We start from the raw sequence: 19248 nt of genomic DNA, 5'->3' as shown, positions 1-19248 counted from the left end.
TTGAAATTTTAAAATACGATTACAAATTGTATTAATAAAGGCTCGACCTGATCCATCTAAACTTGATATGCTTATCTATCCGAGCTGCGCGACCTGTTTTTTAAATAGCTCACCGCGTTCAGCGTAGCTTTTAAACTGATCCAAACTCGCACATGCAGGGCTTAGCAGCGCTATCTCGCTTGCGAAATTTACGGAATTTTTAAAATTCGCAGAATTTTTAAAATTTTGCGAACCCAAAGTTTCGCCGCCGCTTGCGTCTATGCAAGAGCTTGCGCCTTTGGTAGCCGAAATTTCGCCCCGCACTGAATTTCCTGCGGAATTCTCGCTGCCTAAGCGTCCTTTTGAAATTTCATTTTCGCAAGAATTTCCACCGTTCAAATACCGCTTTGAAATTTCGCTCACCGCCGTTTGTAAAATTTCGCAGCGCACGCAAGGAAGATTGTATTCATCGCATAAAAGCACGATTTTATCGGTGTTTGAGCCGATTGCGTAAATTTGCAGATCGTATTTTTTAAACTCCGCAAAAAGCGGGTGCAGATCCACGCCTTTATCGTCGCCGCCGAGGATTAGATGTATTTTGCGCCCCGCGTATCGCTTCAGCGCCTGTGCGCACGCATCGATGTTGGTGGCCTTCGTGTCATTGACCCAGACCCTGCCGCGCGCGTCGGTAAATTCCTCGAGTTTATTGCCCTCGATTACGAAGTAGTTGAGCCGCGCGATATCGCATCTGTCGAATAAAATTTTCTCCACGCATAGCGCCAAAAGCGCGTCGATCAAAAACGGAGTGCGGAATTTTATCTCGCCTAAATCGATACCGAATTTTTGCGCCAGATCCGCTTCATCCTCGTAGCAGATCACGCGAGCTAGGCTGTTTTGCGCGGCAGCGGAGCTTTCGTAGGCGCGCGGGATTAGCGCCACGGAGCCTTCGCGCATCGCTAGCAGGGGCGAGAGTTTGGCGCGCTCATACTCCGCGAAATCGCCGTGCCAGCTGAGATGATCGGGCGTGATCGCAAGCAGCACGTAGATGTCGGGACGCGCGTGCTTGGTGTAGTGCAGCGTAAACGAGCTTGTCTCCAGCACCCAAATTTCGGCACTTTTATCAAGTTTTGCAAGCGGAACGCCCACGTTACCGCCCATTTGCGAGCCGTATCGCTCGAGTAGGTGCTGCATCATCTTCGTCGTCGTGGTCTTGCCGTTCGTGCCGCTGATCCAAATTTTAAGTCCTTCGTAATCGTCAAAATAATCGTATTCGCTGATTAAATTTCGTGCCTTTCGCACCAGCTCGTGATGCGGCGGGAAGCCGGGGCTTGGAATTTCAAGCTCGCTTGCGGCGGGGTCGAACTCGCTTGGGTTTAAAAGTGCGTTGCCGAACTCGTCCAGCTTCGGCGCGCCCGAAGAAATTTCAAATTTATCGTCGTAGATCTCCCAGCAGCCGCCCTCCAGGCAGTGTTCGGCGATCGCTTTGGTCGTAAGCCCGTAGCCAAATAGCGATTTTTTCATTTTTCTCCCCTTTCGCCCCATAAAATTTGAGTTATCTCATCGGCGCTAAGTTCGCTCATTCCGTCGTTCATCTTGCATCTTTCAAAAAACTGCGCTCGATCTGCGCTCGCATTTTATCTCAGTTTCAGCGACGTCAGCGCTATGATATTTGCGATCAGCGCGATGATCCAAAAGCGGATGATGATTTTGTTTTCGACCCAGCCTTTAAGCTCGAAATGGTGGTGTATCGGCGCCATCAGGAAAATTCTACGTTTAAAAATTTTAAAGCTGCCCACCTGTAAGATCACGCTGAGCGTTTCGATGACGAAGACGAAGCCGATCATTATGAGTAAAATTTCATTTTTCGTGATGACCGCGCAGTACCCTAAAAACGCGCCCACGCTGAGGCTGCCGCTATCGCCCATAAAGACTTCTGCGGGGTAGCAGTTAAACCACAAAAACCCAAGCAGCGCGCCGATCAGCGCCGAGACGATGATGCAGACCTCGCCCGCGCCTGCGACGCGCGGTAGTAAGAGATATTGCGAGTAGATCGCATGCCCGCAAAGATAGGCAAATACGCCCAAGCTGCAGAGCGAAAATACCGACGGGATAGTTGCTAGCCCGTCTAGCCCGTCGGTTAAATTTACCGCGTTTGAGCTCGCGCTTATTACGATCGTCCAAAACAGCGGTGCGAAGATCCATAAATTTAGCAGAGGGTATTTGAAAAACGGCACGAAAAATTCCCCGCCCAGGTCGCTAAAAGCATAAAGCGTAGCCCCGATCAGAAAAGCCAAGAAATTTTGCAGTGCAAATTTAGCCCGCGCACTAAGACCTGCGTGGTTTTGGCGGCCTAAAATTTTAGAGATATCGTCCTTAAAGCCTATGTAGCCAAAGCCCACCAAACAAAGCAGCCCGCAGAGCACGAAGACGTTGTTTAGCTTGGCGCACAGCAAGCTTGCGAGCACCGCAGAGGTAACGAAAACGAGCCCGCCCATAGTGGGGGTTTTGCTCTTTTTCTGATGGTTTTGCGGCGCGAGCTCGTAGATGGGCTGTGCGGCGTGTCTATTTTGCGCCCAGCGGATAAACCGCGGCATAGCCCAGACCGAAAAACAAAAAGCGATAAAAAACGCAAGGCCTGCGCGCGCGGTAATGTATTGGAAAAAATTTATATTCGTAAGATGATAGAGATAATAAAACAAAGTTTGCCTTTTAAATTTTATGAAATTTTACTTATGAAAACGCGCATTTTAGTATAAAAGAGGTAAAATTTAGCTTTTAGGGCGGATGAAATTTTGTCGCATTTGCTAAAAGAAAGTATAATGCCGCTCGTAAAAACAGCGCCGCAGATCCGCATTAAAAGGCTAGCGCGGCGAAATTTAGACGAAATTTAGGAGCCAAAATGGGGCAAAAGACGATTTTACTTATTACCGACGGCATCGGCTTTAACGCGAGCGATAAATTTAACGCGTTCGCAAATGCCAAAAAGCCCGCCTACGATTATCTTTTTAAAAACGTGCCCAATACGTTGCTGCACACCTCCGGGCTTGCCGTGGGCTTGCCGCAGGGGCAGATGGGAAACAGCGAAGTAGGGCATATGACGATCGGAAGCGGTAGGATTCTGTATCAAAACCTAGTCAAAATCGATCGCGCGATCGATGAGGGTTCGCTTGAAAAAAACAAAGCGCTGCAAAGCCTGCTTTCAAAGTGCCGCAGAGCGCACGTTATAGGGCTTTATAGCGACGGCGGCGTGCATTCGCACCTGCGCCATTTCGACGCGATCTGCGAGATAGCGCAGAATGCGGGATGCGAGACCTGGGCGCACGCTATCACCGACGGACGCGACGTTTCGCCGAGCAGCGGGGCGGAATTTTTAAAGCATCTACAGGCTAAATTTAAAGTCGCTAGCGTTTGCGGGCGCTTTTACGCGATGGATCGCGACAAGCGCTTTGACCGCGTAAAGCGCGCTTACGACGTGCTTATGGGCGAAGCGGCGCCGCTTGAAATTTCGCCTAGCCAGTATGTGCTGCAAAGCTACGAGCACGGCGTGAGCGACGAGTTTATCGAGCCTGCGAGCTTTAACGGCTTTAGCGGTATCGGCGCGGATGACGGAGTGATTTTTATAAATTTTAGAAACGATCGCGCCAGGGAGCTTTGCGCGGCTTTGGGCGATGAGAGTTTCGGCGAATTTGAGCGAAAGTTCGTCGTGCAAAATTTAATCACGATGAGCGAATACGACGCGAGCTTTAAATTTCCTCTGCTTTTTGAGAAGCCCGTGCTTAAAAACACGCTTTGCGAAGTGATCGCAGACGCCGGTCTTACGCAGCTTCACACTGCCGAGACCGAAAAATACGCCCACGTGACATTTTTCTTTAACGGCGGCGTCGAGGAGCCGCTACCGAACGAAACTCGTGTGCTGATACCAAGCCCGAAAGTAAAAACCTACGATGAGCAGCCGCAGATGAGCGCGCCTGCGGTATGCGATGCGGTGATTCGCGGTATCGAAGGGGGGATCGATTTCATCGTCGTAAATTTCGCAAACGGCGATATGGTCGGTCATACAGGCAATTATGACGCCGCGATAAAGGCGGTCGAGGCGGTGGATGAGTGCATCGGTAAAATTTTAAGCGCGGCGAAGGCGCATGATTACGCCTACGTCCAGATCAGCGACCACGGCAACTGCGAGGCGATGCGAGACGCTGACGGCGAAATTTTAACCAACCACACGACCTTTGACGTGTTTTGCTTCGTGCTGGGGCGCGGCGCGTCTGAGCTAAAAAGCGGGCTAGGGCTTAGCAACGTCGCAGCGACCGTGCTAAAGCTAATGGGATTGCCGAAGCCCGCGGAGATGGACGATGCGCTATTTTGAAATTTCAACGGCGCGGGTCGCGAGTAGATTTAAACTGCTAAAATTTAGGTAAATTTGGATAAATTTACGCTAGAGATTAAAATTTTAACAAAAGGACAAGTATGAAATTTAGTGGAAAAAACGTTTTAATCACGGGCGCAAGCCGCGGTATCGGCGCGCAGATTGCAAGGACTTTAGCGGGCTACGGGCTTAAGGTATGGATCAATTATCGCTCAAAGCCCGAGATAGCCGACGCGCTGCTAGAGGAGATCCGCGCAAACGGCGGAGAGGGCGCCGTGATAAAATTTGACGCGACGAACGAGGCGGAATTTAGCGAGGCGATTGCCCTGATCGCGCAAAGCGACGGCGAACTAAGCTATCTCGTAAATAACGCGGGCGTCACGAACGACAAGCTCGCGCTTAGGATGAAGCTGGAAGACTTCATGGGCGTGATCGAAGCAAATTTAAGCAGCGCCTTCATTGGCTGCCGTGAAGCTTTAAAGCTAATGAGCAAAAAGCGCTTCGGAGCGGTCGTAAATATCGCCTCGATCGTAGGCGAAATGGGCAACGCCGGGCAGGTCAATTACAGCGCAAGCAAGGGCGGAATGATCGCGATGAGCAAGAGCTTTGCAAAAGAGGGTGCTGCGCGCGGCATCCGCTTTAATTGCATAACTCCGGGCTTCATCGCTACGGATATGACGGACGCGCTAAGCGACGACGTAAAAGCAAGCTACGAAGCGAGCATCCCGCTTAAGCGCCTCGGAAGCACGAGCGACGTCGCCGAAGGAGTTGCGTTTTTACTCAGCGACGGCGCGGGCTACATTACTGGCGAGTCGCTTAAAATCAACGGCGGGCTCTATATGTAGCGTTAAATAGCGGAATTTAAGGTTAAATATTATAGAATTACGCGGTATTTTTTTAAAGGAGTGCTAAAATGGCAGTATTTGAAGATGTAAGAGACGTAGTTGTAGAACAACTCAGCGTTAGCCCGGATCAGGTTAAACTTGACTCTAAAATTATCGAAGATTTGGGCGCGGACTCTCTTGACGTAGTTGAGCTAGTAATGGCTTTAGAGGAGAAATTCGGTATCGAGATCCCCGATAGTGAGTCCGAAAAATTAGTAAGCATTAAAGACGTAGTAGATTATATAGAAAATTTGCCTAAAAAATAAAATTTTAAGGAAGCGGTTTTGAAACGAGTCGTAGTAACGGGCATCGGGATGATAACCTCTCTCGGGCTTGACAAACAGAGCAGTTTTGAAAATATCTGTAACGGAAAAACCGGGGTTGATAAAATTTCGCTCTTTGACGCTAGCGAATTTCCGGTTCAAATTGCAGCTGAAGTAAAAGGTTTCGATCCTTCGAGCATAATCGAGGATGGAAAAGAGATAAAAAAGATGGATAGATTTATCCAGTTGGGGCTTAAGGCTGCCGGCGAAGCTATAGAGGACGCTAAATTTAGCGGTTTCGATAGCGACGAATTCGGCGTTAGCTCCGCTAGCGGTATCGGCGGTTTGCCGAATATCGAGATAAATGCCAATACCTGCTTGCAGCGCGGTCCTAGGCGAATTTCTCCGTTTTTTATCCCTTCTGCGTTAGTAAATATGCTCGGCGGCTTTGTTTCAATATACTATAACTTAAAAGGTCCGAATTTATCCAGCGTTACGGCTTGTGCGGCTTCAGCACATGCGATTATGGACGCTGCGAGAGTTATCATGATCGGCGAAGCGAAAAAGATGCTCGCAGTGGGCGCCGAGGCTGCGGTTTGTCCTGTAGGTATCGGCGGATTTGCCGCGATGAAGGCGCTTTGCGCTAGAAATGATGATCCGGCGCATGCTTCACGTCCGTTTGATGCGGAGCGAAACGGCTTTGTGATGGGCGAAGGCGCGGCGGCTTTAGTTTTAGAAGAGCTAGGGGACGCAAAAGCGCGCGGCGCTAAAATTTACGGCGAGCTCGTAGGATTCGGCGCTAGCGGCGATGCTTATCATATCACTTCGCCTAGCCTAGACGGCCCGATCCGCGCTATGAAAAAGGCCTATGAGATGGCGGGGCGCCCGAAGATTGATTATATCAACGCCCACGGAACGTCCACCGCGATAAACGATAAAAACGAAACCGCGGCGTTAAAAGAGCTTTTCGGCGAGGGCAAAGTGCCTGCGGTTAGCTCCACCAAGGGCCAGCTAGGACATTGCCTAGGCGCTGCCGGAGCGGTAGAGGCTGCGATCAGCCTTTTAGCGATGCAAAACGGCATCATACCGCCTACGATAAATCAAATTTCAAAAGATCCAGATTGCGATTTGGACTATGTGCCAAACGTCGCTAGAAAAGCCAAACTCGATTGTGTTATGAGCAATAATTTCGGTTTCGGCGGCACGAACGCGTCGCTTATTTTCAAAAGAGTAGATTAATGGCGAGCTATCTGGACTTCGAAAAGTCTATAAAGCAGATTGACGAGGACATCACCGCCGCTAAAATTCGCGGTGATGAGGACGCGGTCGAAATTTTAAATAAGAACCTCGAAAAAGAAATTTCCAAAGTTTATAAGAATTTAAACGAATACCAAAGACTTCAGCTTGCGCGCCATCCGGATCGCCCTTACGCGATCGATTATATTCGCGCGCTTTTGCAGGACGCCAGGGAGCTTCACGGCGACCGTGCCTTTAGAGACGATCCTTCGATCGTGTGCTATCTAGGCATTATGGGCAACCGCAAAATCGCCGTGATCGCCGAACAGAAGGGTCGCGGCACCAAAAACAAGCTGAAGCGAAATTTCGGTATGCCCCATCCGGAGGGCTATCGCAAGGCACTGCGCGTAGCAAAACTTGCCGAGAAATTTAACCTTCCTATTTTGTTTTTGATTGACACTCCGGGCGCATATCCGGGACTCGGAGCTGAGGAGCGCGGTCAAAGCGAGGCTATCGCGCGAAATTTATATGAGCTTAGCGATCTTAAAACCCCTACGATCGCCGTCGTTATCGGCGAGGGCGGTAGCGGCGGAGCTTTAGCGATCGGCGTGGCCGATCGTTTGGCGATGCTTCAAAACTCAATCTTTTCGGTCATCTCTCCCGAGGGCTGTGCCGCGATTTTGTGGAACGATCCGAGCAAGAGCGAGGCCGCTACGAAGGCGCTAAAGATCACCGCCGAGGAGCTAAAAGAGCTGGGCTTGGTCGATGATGTGATCAAAGAGCCTAAAACGGGCGCTCATAGGGATAAAGACGGCGCGATAAAAGCGCTTGGAAACTACGTCTTAACCGAGCTGCACAAGCTAGACGATCTTAGCATAGACGAGCTCATCAGCAGAAGACAACAAAAAATTTTAAGGTTCGGTGCTTACAAAGAGAACTAAATTTTAAATTCAGCACTTTTAAAACTAAATTTAATAACTTCACACTCTAAGAGGACAAATGGAAAATACAAATCAAAATTCCACTCAGACCGCCGTTTCAAATTCTAATCAAAACGGCAGAAAAACTTACGCTAAAACGCACGTCCCCGTCGAGGGCTACCAGATCGAGGAGCTCCGCTCGATGGATCTTGAAAATCTCATCGCCATAGCAGACGAGCTGGGCGTCGAGAACCCGCGCGAATTCCGCCGCCAAGCGCTCGTTTTTGAAATTTTACGCATGCAGACGAAGCAGGGCGGCTTCATACTTTTTACGGGGATTTTGGAGGTTACCGCCGAGGGTTACGGCTTTTTGCGCGGCATAGATTCAAATTTAAGCGACAGCGCCAACGACGCCTACGTGAGCCTCAGCCAGATCCGTAAATTCGCCCTGCGCGTCGGCGACATTGTCACGGGCCAGGTACGCGAGCCGAAGGATCAGGAGAAGTACTACGCGCTCTTAAAGATCGAGGCGATCAATTACAAATCGATCCAAGAAGCCAGAGAGCGCCCGCTATTTGACAATCTCACGCCGCTTTTTCCGACCGAAAAGCTCAAGCTCGAATACGATCCTATGCGCCTTACCGGTCGCGTGCTCGATCTTTTCACCCCGATCGGCAAGGGGCAGCGCGGGCTCATCACGGCGCCTCCGCGTAGCGGTAAAACGGAGCTTATGAAGGAGCTTGCCAACGGCATTACGCGCAACCACCCCGAGGTCGAGCTTTTGGTGCTGCTAGTCGACGAGCGCCCCGAGGAGGTGACAGATATGGAGCGCAGCGTGCGCGGCGAGGTGTTTAGCTCGACCTTCGATCAGCCCGCGTTCAACCACGTCCGCGTCGCCGAGCTCGTTATCGAAAAGGCGAAACGCGCCGTCGAAAACGGCAAGGACGTCGTCATCCTGCTCGATAGCATCACCCGCCTTGCGCGCGCCTATAACACCGTCACGCCTAGCAGCGGCAAAGTCCTAAGCGGCGGCGTGGACGCAAATGCCCTGCATAAACCGAAGCGCTTCTTCGGTGCGGCACGAAATATCGAAAACGGCGGCTCGCTCACTATCGTCGCTACCGCGCTCATCGAGACCGGCTCGCGTATGGACGACGTGATCTTCGAGGAGTTCAAGGGCACGGGCAACAGCGAGATCATCCTCGATCGCAACATCTCGGATCGTAGAATTTACCCCGCGATCAACATCACCAAATCGGGCACGCGCAAAGAGGAGCTTTTACAAGGCAGCGAAAATTTGCAAAAGATCTGGGCGTTGCGCTCGGCGATCTCGACGATGGACGACGTCGAGGCGCTAAAATTTTTATACGCCAAGATGCTAAAAACCAAAGACAACACCGAGCTGCTATCGATAATGAACGGCTAAATTCTTTAAATTTAGCCTTATTTAAAATTTTGCTCTAAATTTAGCGGCATAGTTTGCACCGCTTGCCGCGAATACCACCACGTAGCTTCGTATGCGCTTTCAAAGCGGCGCATCTTTTTTTCAAACTCCACTATTATAAGTTTAAATTTATCGCGATATTTGCTAAATGTTTTGCGCTCGCATCACAAGATGCGATACCGCCAGACAGAATTTTGCTTTTGTAAAAATCCATTCGCAAGATGTAAAGCATAAAATTTTATGAGGAATTTTACGCTTTGCTATGCACGGAGCTAGGATGTTTTATTATTTCTAAATTCTCGGTTAAGATAAAAACATCGTTTTTATTAAACTATATATCAGATAAAAATTCCCGTAATACCTGTTTCCGTGGTTATCTATATAAAATTCGCACGAGTGTATAAAGTTGGTATTACTATACGGCACACATTCTTTAACGCCTTGCAAATATTGGTTTATGCGGTTATGAACCATATCAAATTCGTAATCTGGATTTTTTGTCTTTTCAGATGGTTGAAACTTATAGCTCATATACTTAATCCCCTCATAATATATGCAATATCTATTCTTTCCTAGCGCTCTTTCAAAAAAGGTAATATTTTTGCATTCTTTTATGCTAAAGCTATCGGAACCATACATACCACCTTTGCAAGTAAATATAAGGGTTTGATTGAGATCATAGTTTATCTTTTTATTACCTTCAAATGGCGTATATGAGTAGTTGCCATTTATATCAACATTTCTATTTGTATGATGATGGACAAAATCGACAAAATTCCAAGGAGCGGTTTTATTTGATATTATTTTATTCGTAATTTTATTTAAACCAATAGTTGAGTTTAAATCATCAAATAGGCTAAAAGTCTTAGTATCCATATGCTTTTTAAATATTTTATCTAATGTATAAATAAGTTCATTGAAGCTTAAATTTTTATCAGGAGCATAAAATATATCATAATGGTAATATACGCAATCATTAAATTCTTCCTGCACGAAATTTTGCACCATCTCATCTTTGCTAAGCCATTTTAGATCGCTGAAGCTAAACCCGCTGTAATTAAGCGCGCCGACGATCACACAAATGCCGAGCACGGCGATTAGGGCTTTGGCTAGAAATTTAAGAGCTTTCAAAATTTACTCCTTTAGCAAAACGCTAGTTAAAATACGAGCCTAACGGGCTGCGATGTTAACGTTTAAATTTAGCTCGCCCAAAGAGGGGTTAAATTTAAACCGTGCCGCTTTAAATTTAACCGAATCGCTTCCTACTTCCCGCTGAAAAACAGCAGATTTGCCATTATGATCACGATCGCGACGGGCGCTACGAAGCGCAGCGAAAAGTACCAAATTTTAAATCCCAGCTCGCCCATATCAGCGCCGAAAAGCCCGCGCAGGCGCTGCGCATCCATCACAAAGCCCACGAATATCGCCGAGGTTAGCGCGCCCAGAGGTAGCATGACGTTTGAGCTTACGAAATCCAAGCAGTCAAAAAAGCTCGCGCCGAAAAGCTTAAACTTGCTCGCATAATCCGCGTGCATCGATAGCAGCGAGCATGCGCCTAGCACCGCTATGACGCACCCTGAGATGCAGACTGCGCGCAGGCGCGAAATTTTAAACCTGCCGATGAGATAGAAGACGAAGGGCTCGATCATCGAAACCGCGCTCGTGATCCCCGCGAAAAAGAGCGAGACGAAAAACGCGATTTCAAGCACCTGTCCCGCTAGCCCCATTTTTGCAAACATCGTAGTGAGCGAGACGAACACAAGCCCCGCACCCTGCGCGGGATCGGCGCGGAATTCGAAGATGAAGGTAAAGACGATGAGCCCCATCATCAGTCCGATCGCGATGTTGATGAATACGATGTTTACCGAGCTTCGCACGAGCCGCACCCCCTCGCTAAGCGATGCTGCGTATGCCGCGATACAGCCGACGCCCACGCACAGGGTAAAGAGCGCGAGCCCAAGCGCGGAGAGGACGGAGTTAACGGTGATTTTGCCGAAGTCTGGGTAGAAAAGAAATTTCGCCGCCGCGCCGAAGCCCTGCATCGTACACGCATACGCGAGCATCGCAAGCAGCAGCACGAAAAGTAGCGGCATCATCACGACGTTTAGCCGCTCGATACCGCTTTTGATGCCGCGCGCGACGACGGATAGCGTCAGCACGAGCGCAAGCGCGTAAAAGCCCAGGCTCGTGGCTAGCGAATGCGAGATGAGATCGTCAAATACGGCGCCCGCTTCCTCGGCGGTTGCGGGCAGCGGAGAAAAGCCCAAAAAGATGTAGCGGATCACCCAGCCGAGGATGACGAGGTAAAAGGACAGCACCAGCATGCCGCCCGCAATGAAAATGCCTCCCGCGCGCCATTTGCGTCCGCCGCGCGGCGCCAGCGTCTCGTACGCGCTCGGTAGATCCCTCCCACTTAGCCTGCCTAGTGCCATCTCGGCTAGAAATATGCTAAAGCCCACGCCCAGCGTGAGCGCGAGGTATAAAAGCACGAAGGCGCTGCCGCCGTTTTGGCCCACGAGGGTGGGGAATTTCCATGCGTTGCCAAGCCCCACTGCGCCGCCTGCGACGGCAAGTATGAAGCCGATTTTGCTAAATTTATCGTTCATTTTCACTCCGATGATTTTTTAAATTTTAAAGCTGCGGAATTTTAAAATTCCGCAGCGTGATCAGACGCGGCTGCGCTACGGCGTCTTTGCCACGGTCTTGCGCAGGTTGCCGCGCGGGTTATCGCGGTCGCGCCGAAAGCTGATTGCCGTCGCATACTTTGACCTTCCTCTATCTAAACATAAAATTTTAAACTATCGCTGCAAGGCTAACGGATCGCGGCAAGTTCGCTATGAAATTTTGTCCGTCGCTTTTAGACTGCTTCAGCGCCAAATTTTAACTTCCATGCTATCCATCCGCTTTGCAAAATTTAAAAATTTAAAATTTTTAGCTGATTGAGCGCTATCACTACGATCGCGACTGGCGCCACGAAGCGCAGCAGCACGAAATACCACAGCTTAAAGCCTATTCGTCCCATATATGGACGCAGTAGAATTTCGACGGCTCGTTTTTTGATCACGAACCCTACGAAAATCGCCACAATTATGCCGCTAAGAGGCATTAAGATATTCGAGGTCAGGTAATCAAGCACGTCAAAAAAGCTCTTGCCACCTAGGCTAAAATACTCGCTCGTGCCCCCGTAATAACCCAAAATGCAGCATATTCCTAAAACATACGTCACGGCAAAAACTAAAAGTGAAGCGCGCTTCCGGCTTAGCTTGCGGGAGTTTACGAGATAATAAATCGCAGGCTCCAGCATCGAAATTGCAGAAGTAATCGCCGCAAACAACAGCGAAGTAAAAAATAAAAAGGCTAGGATGTTTCCGATAGCACCGAGCTTTGAAAAAAGCACTACCAGCGAGACAAACACTAGCCCAGGACCTTGCGCTTTGGGATCGCCACCGAATTCAAAGATGAAAGTAAAGACGATAAGCCCCATCATCAGGCCGATTAGGACATTAATGCAGACGATATTTATGCTTGAGGTTAGGATATTGGTGCGCGCAGGCAGGCTTGCAGCATAGGTCATAATCGTAGTAACGCCAAGCGAAAGCGTAAAAAACGCAAGTCCTAGCGCCGAAAGAACGCTATCTTTATTAAGCTTGGAAAAATCTGGCACTAGCAAGAATTTTGCGCTACGTCCGAATCCATCGAAACTCGCGGCGTAAATTAGCATCAAAACTAGCAAAATAAATAGCGCGGGCATCATCCAGACATTAAGTCGCTCGATGCCGCTTTTGACACCTTTAGATACGATGAAAAAGCAAAACGCCGACGCTATGGTAAAGCACACCGCCACGCTTAAAAAGTCGCTACCTAAAAGTGCTTTAAACGCTGCGCCGCTTTCATCTATACTTTTTGGCAGATACAAAGCGCTTGAGACCACGTATTTTAGGATCCAGCCCATTACGACGCTGTAAAAAGCATAGATCAAAAGCGCACTAATCATAAAAAATCCCGCGTATTTCCATGCGCCTTTGTATGAGGGCGCGAGTTTTTCAAATGCGCGCACCGGATCACTTTCGCTTAGCCTGCCGATGACGATCTCGGCTAAAAAAATCACGAAGCTAACCAAAAGCGTCAGCAAAAGATATAGCAAGATAAATGCGCTGCCGCCGTTGGTGCCTACTAAAGTGGGGAATTTCCACGCATTACCGAGCCCCACGGCGCTGCCTGCGACTGCGAGGATGAAGCCGATTTTGCTAAATTTATCATTCATATTATGCCTTGTAGCAGAATTTTAAAGGGCAATATTAGCAAAATCTAGCTTAACTCGCCAAGCTAGCCGAGTGGAATTTAGGCAAACCCGCTATAATGCCGCGAATTTTAAAGGAGATAAAATGAAATCGATAAAAGAAGTGATGCTCTCTCGCCACAGCTGCCGTAAATTTTGCAGCTATAAACTAAATAGCGAGCTCGTGCGCGAGATACTTGATCTTGCGCGCTTAAGTCCCAGCTCATGCGGATTGGAACCGTGGAAGATGATGATAGTCTCGGATCCTTGCGAGTTAAAAGAGCTTTCTGCAGCCTGCAACAGCCAGCCGCAAGTCGCTGAGTGCTCGCACGCCGTGATTTTAATCGCGCGTAACGATCTGCGCGTGGGCGAGGAGTATTCAGAACGAACCGTTCGCCGTCGTGCAAACGCTCCGCAAAAATATGAAGCTGCGATGAATTATTTCCGCGCGAAATTTGCGGGCTTAGATGACGAAGCGCTGATGAACTACGCGACCAAGCAGCTTTATATCTTAGCGGCAAATATCGCTAATATCGCCGAGGGCTTTGACGTGCGCTCGTGTATAATGACCGGCTTTGACGCCGAGGCTTTGGAAAAATTCTGCGCTTTAGAGGCGAAATTTCGTCCTGCAATCGTCGTGGCTTTGGGGCGTGGTGAGCCTAGCAAATACCCGCACACGCGCTACGAGCTGGATGAAATTTTAATCTCTCGCGGCGGCAGCAAAAAAAGATAAAATGAAGCATTTCTTCTCGCAAAGCTTAGGCGCGAGCTTTGTTTATTAAAAGCGTCGTTTTGCGAAATTTTATCGGTTTAAAAGTGCGATAGCGTTAAAATGCGCTTAAAATTTCAAAGGATAATCATGCAAGTCAAACTTCTAAATTTCACTCCGCTTTGGGTCTGCTCAAATGCGATCCGCACCTGCTGGCAGAGCTTCGAGCGCGGCGATTGCGGCGGCGCCAAAGACCTAGCGCTCATTGATCGCGTCGGCAACCAGCTCAAGCACTCAAGCACGCTCGAGCACCTCTACTACAACTTCTACATCAGCGGTATTTCGCGCGCGCTGCTTCAGGAGCTGGCGCGCCACCGCCTCGCAAGCCTTAGCGTAAAATCCACTCGCTACACTCTCAAAGAATTGCGCGGCGAGGGCAGCTTCGCGCAAGGGGATTTCGAAAACGCCGCGCGATACATCGTGCTTACCGGCAACGAAGCGGTCGATAACGCAAGTATCGCGGCTCTTGAAAATTTACGCGTAATCTTACAGACCCCGATCACCCTTGATATCGCCAAATACTGCCTGCCAGAGTGCTACAAGAGCGAGCTTAGCTGGAGCATAAACGCACGCAGTTTACAAAACTTCCTCGCTCTGCGCTCTAGCAAAGCCGCACTTTGGGAGATCCGCGAGCTTGCCGGTAAAATTTACGAAGCGCTACCGCAGGAGCATAAATTTATATTCCAAAGCTGCATGGCAAGCGGCGAGAAGATGCAAAGCGAAGAGTAGCGGGCGGGAAAAATTTAGATACAAAAGGGCTGCGATGATAAAACTTACGCAGATGAGAGCGGCTTTTGAAAAGGAGGAGCCGGACGCGCTTTATCTGAGCTACCTGGGATGGGTACAAACCCTGATCCCGTTTTGGAGGCAGGCTGCTGCGAGGATCGCGGAGCTAAGCGGCACGGCGGATGAAAAAAGAGACAAGTATCTGCGAGCCATCGACGGTTCTTTGGAGCTGATGCAAGCTTGGCGATTTAAAAATATAAAATACGTGCAAGCAAGAAGAAGAGAGATCGATAGCGCCATAAGTTTTATTCGAAACGGCGCCTTAACGCAGCGGGCGTGCAGATACGCTTTCGCGCCCGTTTGTAGAAATTTAGCAAGCATCTTGCGTAGCTTTTTATATGTTTCGACTTTCGGCTATTCGGACGAGCAGCTTCCGACCGTATTTGCTCAAAAAATTTACGGCATTGCGCTATGCCATACTTTATTTCCCTTTGATACGGGCGATTTTGTGTATTATCTGCCGCGCGAAAAATCCATCCACACCGAAAACCCCGCCGATTTGGATAACTGGCATTTGATGATGAGCGAGGCCGGCAAGGCTTTGAATATCGCGGAGCTCACCAAAGAAGTCAATAATCGGGCTTGTAAAATTTACGAAAACTACAAAACGCCGTTTGAATGGAAATATGACGAGGGGGTTTGGAATTTGGAATTTGAGAATGTTTCAAAAAGGCTGCACTATGCGGGCGTGCGGGCTTTTGCAGGTCTGAGTAAGGCGGAATAAAAAACGTGCAAAATTTTAACCGCTTCTGAAATTTCATTCGCGGGCGGTAAAAATTCTGCGAGTTCTAATGCGGGTAAAATTTAAAATTTGTTTGAGCGTTTTGGCGGCCTGCGGTATCAAAATTCAGCCTCCGCGCATTTTACGACTTGCGCCGCCGAGAATTGCAGCGATGACAAATCGAAAGCTTGGGCGAGCGATAAATTTAAAGGACGGATCATGAAAAATCTAGCGTTTGTGATGTTTAGTGGACAGACGCACCTCGATTTTGTGGGATTTTACGATTGTATGCTAAGGCTCAAAGCCGTCCGTCCGCAGCTTGAGATGAGGTTTTGCTCGCGCGAGCGGCAGGTTTCGGACAGCGGCGGCCTTACGATCGATGCGGGCGAGATTACGACGGACCTAGGCGGCTTTGATGCGGTTTTTGTGCCCGGCGGTACGGCGACGCGCCGCCTGAGGGACGATGCGGGTTTCATCTCGTGGCTCGCAACCGCGCGCGATGCGAAGTATAAGTTTAGCGTTTGCACCGGTTCGCTACTTCTGGGCGCGGCGGGGTTTTTGCGAGGTAGGCGCGCGACTACGCATCCGTTTTGCTACGATCTGCTGGCACCTTACTGCGCGGACGTGGTGCACGAGCGGCTCGTGCACGAGAGCCTGCCCGCAGAAGGCGAGATCATCACCGCAGGCGGCGTGAGCAGCTCCATCGAGCTTGGACTTTGCGTGATCGAAAAATTCGCAGGCGCCTCTGCGCGAGAGGCTGCCGCTGCGGCGATGGATTATCCGTATTACGGTCTTAAAGACAAGCCCGCGCGATGAAATTTTAAAGCCGCAAGAAACGGCGTAAAATTTTAAGATTGCAGCGTTTTTAAGTGAACAAATATCGATACGATGGACTTGAGGCGAAATAGGAGATCGCAAAGATAGTATGAAACCGGCTCAAATTTTATCGCTGCTTTCGCATATAGCTTTCGGGTCACTTATAGGTTAAAATTCAGAGATAATAACCCGTGGGAGTTTGCAATCGCGCTTTTTGCCTACGCGATTTTGTTTGCTTTTTACCCGTAGAGCTTGCTTAACGATAATAAAAAGACGATCGCCCTGCTGCTCTTTGTGGCGCTTTTGATCGTGATCGTGTAGCGGCGCCTATAGATCGGTGAGATCGGTTGGCGGCGAGAGAGCGCGGGCGATCCGCCTTTGATTGCAGCGGCGCGCACGAGCGATACTATTTTTAAAATTTATTGTAAAATTAGGGCGTTAATTTATTAAAGCTTAAAGGGCTGGCATGCAGATAAATTTAGACGACGTGAGGATCGAGAGCGGCTGGAAAGAGGCGCTTAGGGAGGAATTTTTAAGCGAGTATTTTGCGAAGATCAAAGAAAACCTGCTCGCCGCAAAGGCGCGCGAGATCGTCTATCCGCCGGGAAATTTGATCTTTAATGCCTTTAATCTCACTCCGTTTGAGCGGGTGCGCGCGGTGATTTTGGGGCAGGATCCCTACCACGGCGCGCATCAGGCGATGGGGCTTAGCTTTTCGGTGCCACGCGGCGTGCGAATTCCGCCCAGCCTCGTAAATATCTATAAAGAGATTAAAAGCGATCTGAGTATCAGCGAGCCTGAAAGCGGCGATCTGAGCTACTGGGCGAAGCAGGGCGTGCTGCTACTTAATGCGAGCCTTAGCGTGGGCGCGAACCGCGCGAACTCGCACAGCGGCTTCGGCTGGCAAATTTTCACCGACGCCGTGATTAAAATTTTAAGCGCGAGGCGGCAAAATTTGGTCTTTATGCTGTGGGGAAATTTCGCCAAAGCAAAATCTGCGCTGATCGATGCGCAGAGGCATCTCATTTTAACCGCCGCTCATCCTAGCCCGCTTGCAGGAGGAGCGTTTTTCGGCTGCAGGCATTTTAGCAGATGCAACGAATATCTGCGCGCGCACGGTCTGGGAGAGATCGATTGGGATCTAAATCACGGCGCAGATTAAATGTATTTTAAATGAAATTTGCGTAAAATACGCCGCAAAATTTCAAAGGTAAAGAAATTTTAAAAAATGTCGAAAGGAGAAGTGAGCGAATAATATACGACCGGCTTAAGAGGGCTTGCCGAAGCGACGCAGATGCGTGGCTAGGCTAATCATTGTAATTAAAGGAACGATATGAAAAAGATAATTTTGGGAATTTTATTGCTATTTACAAGTAGTGTAGTGGCAAATACCCTATCAGAGATCAGGCAATCGGGCAGTGTGCGCGTAGGCGTTTTCGAGGCGCAACCGCCTTTTAGTAAATTTGAAGACGGCAAATTTCAAGGATTTGAGGTGACCCTAGCCGAGGCGCTATCAAAAGATATATTCGGCGGCAAGGCGGGCAAGGTGGAATTCGTGCCCGTAAAGGCTAGTGAGCGTTTAAAAGTGTTGGAAGAAAATAAAGTAGATATGGTGCTTGCGACCTTTACGATCACAAATGAGCGTAAGCAGCTAGTCGATTTTACGACGCCGTATTTCGCAGTAAATATCGGCGTGCTAACCCGCAAGGGAGATAAGATCAAAACTATGTCTGATTTACACGGTAAGCCGATCATTGCAGAAACCGGAACTACGGGCGAAGCGTATTTTAGAAAAGAGGGCTTTGAAATTGTAAATTGCGCCACTGCAAATGAATGCTATAAAATGCTAAAGGACGGTAAGGGCATCGGATATGCGACAGACAATCTGATAGTTTTAGCTTATGCTGTAATCGACAGCGACACCGAGGAAAATATTAAGAATTTAGGCGTTTCGGATTTCTTAGGCATCGCGGTTTCTAAGGGCAATAAGGATCTGCTTGAGTTCTTAAACGGCGAGCTAGTCAAGCTAAGTAAGAACGGCTTTATGAAAAAGACCTATGACGAGACGATTGAGCCGTATTACAAGGGTACTGCGGAGAAAAAATATTTCTTGCTAGATGATCTTTATAGCTTATTTTAGGCGGGCATAGCGGTACGGCTCGCCTGTGTTTGTTTTCGTAGGCATAGCTGTGTGCTCTCGCTAGGTAAAATTTAAAAGGCTCGCATAGTCTTGCTATTTTGCCCGACTTTGCGAGCTTGGTTTAGATTGTAAGATTTTACTAACGCGCCGTTGCGGAATTTATAAAATTCCATAGAATTTCGCAGCGGCGTGCTATTTTTGCGGCGCTAATAGACGCACGAAATTTTATAGCGAAGCGCTAAAATTTAATGAGAGCAGGCAGGGTTTGGCGCAAGGTAGCAAAATTTAAAAAGCCTCTATCATTATGCTTAGAAATTTTAGTTACGAAATTTTATCGCTAAACTCGCAATTTAGGGAATAGTTTCGGTTCTAGTAAAATGAAATTTTAAGAAAATTTACATTACAATTACGAAAAATTTAAAATTCAAGGAGGAAATTATGAAAAAGTCATTTTTTCTTATTCTATTGTCGGCGATCTTTGTTTTTGCGAATTCCTTAAGCGAAATAAAGCAAAGCAAGGTTATCAGAGTAGGCGTTTATGAAAACGAGCCGCCTTTTAGCAAGTCAAGCGAGAAAGGCTTTGAGGGTTTCGAAGTCGAGCTTGCCAACGCGCTAGCCGGTAAAATTTTCGGTAACAGCGGCGGT

17 protein-coding genes and 1 pseudogene are annotated in these 19248 nt (G+C 48.7%); 13 read left to right on the top strand and 5 right to left on the bottom strand.

Features of this window, described 5'->3' with window-relative positions; translation table 11 throughout:
• Positions 1-75 precede the first annotated feature (75 nt).
• Together murD and mraY are read right to left on the bottom strand one after the other, a co-directional pair.
• On the bottom strand, positions 76-1500 hold the full coding sequence (gene murD / locus Q0605_RS03250) for a UDP-N-acetylmuramoyl-L-alanine--D-glutamate ligase (protein ID WP_298704206.1): 1425 nt from the start codon (positions 1498-1500) through the stop codon (positions 76-78).
• Between the two features lie 113 nt (positions 1501-1613).
• Positions 1614-2678: a phospho-N-acetylmuramoyl-pentapeptide-transferase gene (gene mraY / locus Q0605_RS03245; RefSeq protein ID WP_298704204.1), complete on the bottom strand. Its 1065-nt coding sequence runs from the start codon at positions 2676-2678 to the stop codon at positions 1614-1616.
• Positions 2679-2878: 200 nt separating this feature from the next.
• Here mraY and gpmI point away from each other — a divergent pair, with 200 nt between their 5' ends.
• The 6 genes from gpmI to rho all read left to right on the top strand — a co-directional run bounded on the left by gpmI (position 2879) and on the right by rho (position 9074).
• Entirely contained in the window at positions 2879-4345 is a 1467-nt protein-coding gene (gene gpmI, locus Q0605_RS03240; protein ID WP_298704202.1) for a 2,3-bisphosphoglycerate-independent phosphoglycerate mutase, read from the top strand.
• A 101-nt stretch (positions 4346-4446) separates the two neighbouring features.
• Positions 4447-5190: a 3-oxoacyl-ACP reductase FabG gene (gene fabG / locus Q0605_RS03235; RefSeq protein WP_298704200.1), complete on the top strand. Its 744-nt coding sequence runs from the start codon at positions 4447-4449 to the stop codon at positions 5188-5190.
• A gap of 68 nt (positions 5191-5258) precedes the next feature.
• Positions 5259-5495: an acyl carrier protein gene (gene acpP, locus Q0605_RS03230; RefSeq protein WP_005873350.1), complete on the top strand. Its 237-nt coding sequence runs from the start codon at positions 5259-5261 to the stop codon at positions 5493-5495.
• An 18-nt stretch (positions 5496-5513) separates the two neighbouring features.
• Positions 5514-6731 carry a beta-ketoacyl-ACP synthase II gene (locus Q0605_RS03225; RefSeq protein ID WP_298704197.1) on the top strand — a complete coding sequence of 406 codons (1218 nt, stop codon included), beginning with the start codon at positions 5514-5516 and terminating at the stop codon, positions 6729-6731.
• On the top strand, positions 6731-7669 hold the full coding sequence (accA, locus tag Q0605_RS03220) for an acetyl-CoA carboxylase carboxyl transferase subunit alpha (protein ID WP_298704195.1): 939 nt from the start codon (positions 6731-6733) through the stop codon (positions 7667-7669). The genes Q0605_RS03225 and accA overlap by 1 nt, the downstream gene beginning before the upstream one ends.
• A 58-nt stretch (positions 7670-7727) precedes the next feature.
• Positions 7728-9074, top strand: a complete 1347-nt coding sequence (gene rho / locus Q0605_RS03215; protein WP_297901614.1) for a transcription termination factor Rho — start codon at positions 7728-7730, stop codon at positions 9072-9074.
• A gap of 321 nt (positions 9075-9395) precedes the next feature.
• Here rho and Q0605_RS03210 read toward each other — a convergent pair whose 3' ends face one another.
• From Q0605_RS03210 to Q0605_RS03200, 3 genes are all read right to left on the bottom strand, one after another.
• Complete coding sequence (locus Q0605_RS03210) at positions 9396-10223, bottom strand: hypothetical protein (RefSeq protein ID WP_298704192.1); 828 nt, start codon at positions 10221-10223, stop codon at positions 9396-9398.
• Positions 10224-10354: 131 nt separating this feature from the next.
• Positions 10355-11698 (bottom strand): sodium-dependent transporter, encoded by a 1344-nt coding sequence (locus tag Q0605_RS03205; RefSeq protein WP_298704190.1) that lies wholly within the window; start codon positions 11696-11698, stop codon positions 10355-10357.
• 308 nt (positions 11699-12006) lie between these two features.
• Positions 12007-13356 carry a sodium-dependent transporter gene (locus tag Q0605_RS03200; protein ID WP_298704188.1) on the bottom strand — a complete coding sequence of 450 codons (1350 nt, stop codon included), beginning with the start codon at positions 13354-13356 and terminating at the stop codon, positions 12007-12009.
• 121 nt (positions 13357-13477) lie between these two features.
• Between Q0605_RS03200 and Q0605_RS03195 the strand changes: the two genes are divergently transcribed.
• From Q0605_RS03195 to Q0605_RS03165, 7 genes and pseudogenes are all read left to right on the top strand, one after another.
• A complete protein-coding gene (locus Q0605_RS03195; protein WP_298704187.1) occupies positions 13478-14104 on the top strand; it encodes a nitroreductase family protein in 627 nt (208 codons plus the stop codon).
• A 126-nt stretch (positions 14105-14230) separates the two neighbouring features.
• Positions 14231-14869, top strand: a complete 639-nt coding sequence (gene thyX / locus Q0605_RS03190; RefSeq protein WP_298704185.1) for an FAD-dependent thymidylate synthase — start codon at positions 14231-14233, stop codon at positions 14867-14869.
• A gap of 34 nt (positions 14870-14903) precedes the next feature.
• Positions 14904-15650 (top strand): hypothetical protein, encoded by a 747-nt coding sequence (locus tag Q0605_RS03185; protein WP_298704183.1) that lies wholly within the window; start codon positions 14904-14906, stop codon positions 15648-15650.
• Between the two features lie 216 nt (positions 15651-15866).
• Positions 15867-16463 carry a DJ-1/PfpI family protein gene (locus tag Q0605_RS03180; RefSeq protein ID WP_298704181.1) on the top strand — a complete coding sequence of 199 codons (597 nt, stop codon included), beginning with the start codon at positions 15867-15869 and terminating at the stop codon, positions 16461-16463.
• A 466-nt stretch (positions 16464-16929) separates the two neighbouring features.
• Entirely contained in the window at positions 16930-17625 is a 696-nt protein-coding gene (gene ung / locus Q0605_RS03175) for a uracil-DNA glycosylase (RefSeq protein ID WP_298704179.1), read from the top strand.
• A gap of 171 nt (positions 17626-17796) precedes the next feature.
• The gene (locus Q0605_RS03170) at positions 17797-18603 is read left to right on the top strand and encodes a transporter substrate-binding domain-containing protein (protein ID WP_298704177.1); all 807 of its coding nucleotides are present in this window, start codon (positions 17797-17799) and stop codon (positions 18601-18603) included.
• A gap of 438 nt (positions 18604-19041) precedes the next feature.
• Positions 19042-19248, top strand: a pseudogene (locus Q0605_RS03165) (amino acid ABC transporter substrate-binding protein); the annotation flags it as partial.

Origin of the sequence: uncultured Campylobacter sp. (assembly GCF_938017705.1) — a bacterium.
GTDB lineage: Bacteria > Campylobacterota > Campylobacteria > Campylobacterales > Campylobacteraceae > Campylobacter_B.
This window is presented reverse-complemented; position numbering and strand designations above follow the sequence as displayed.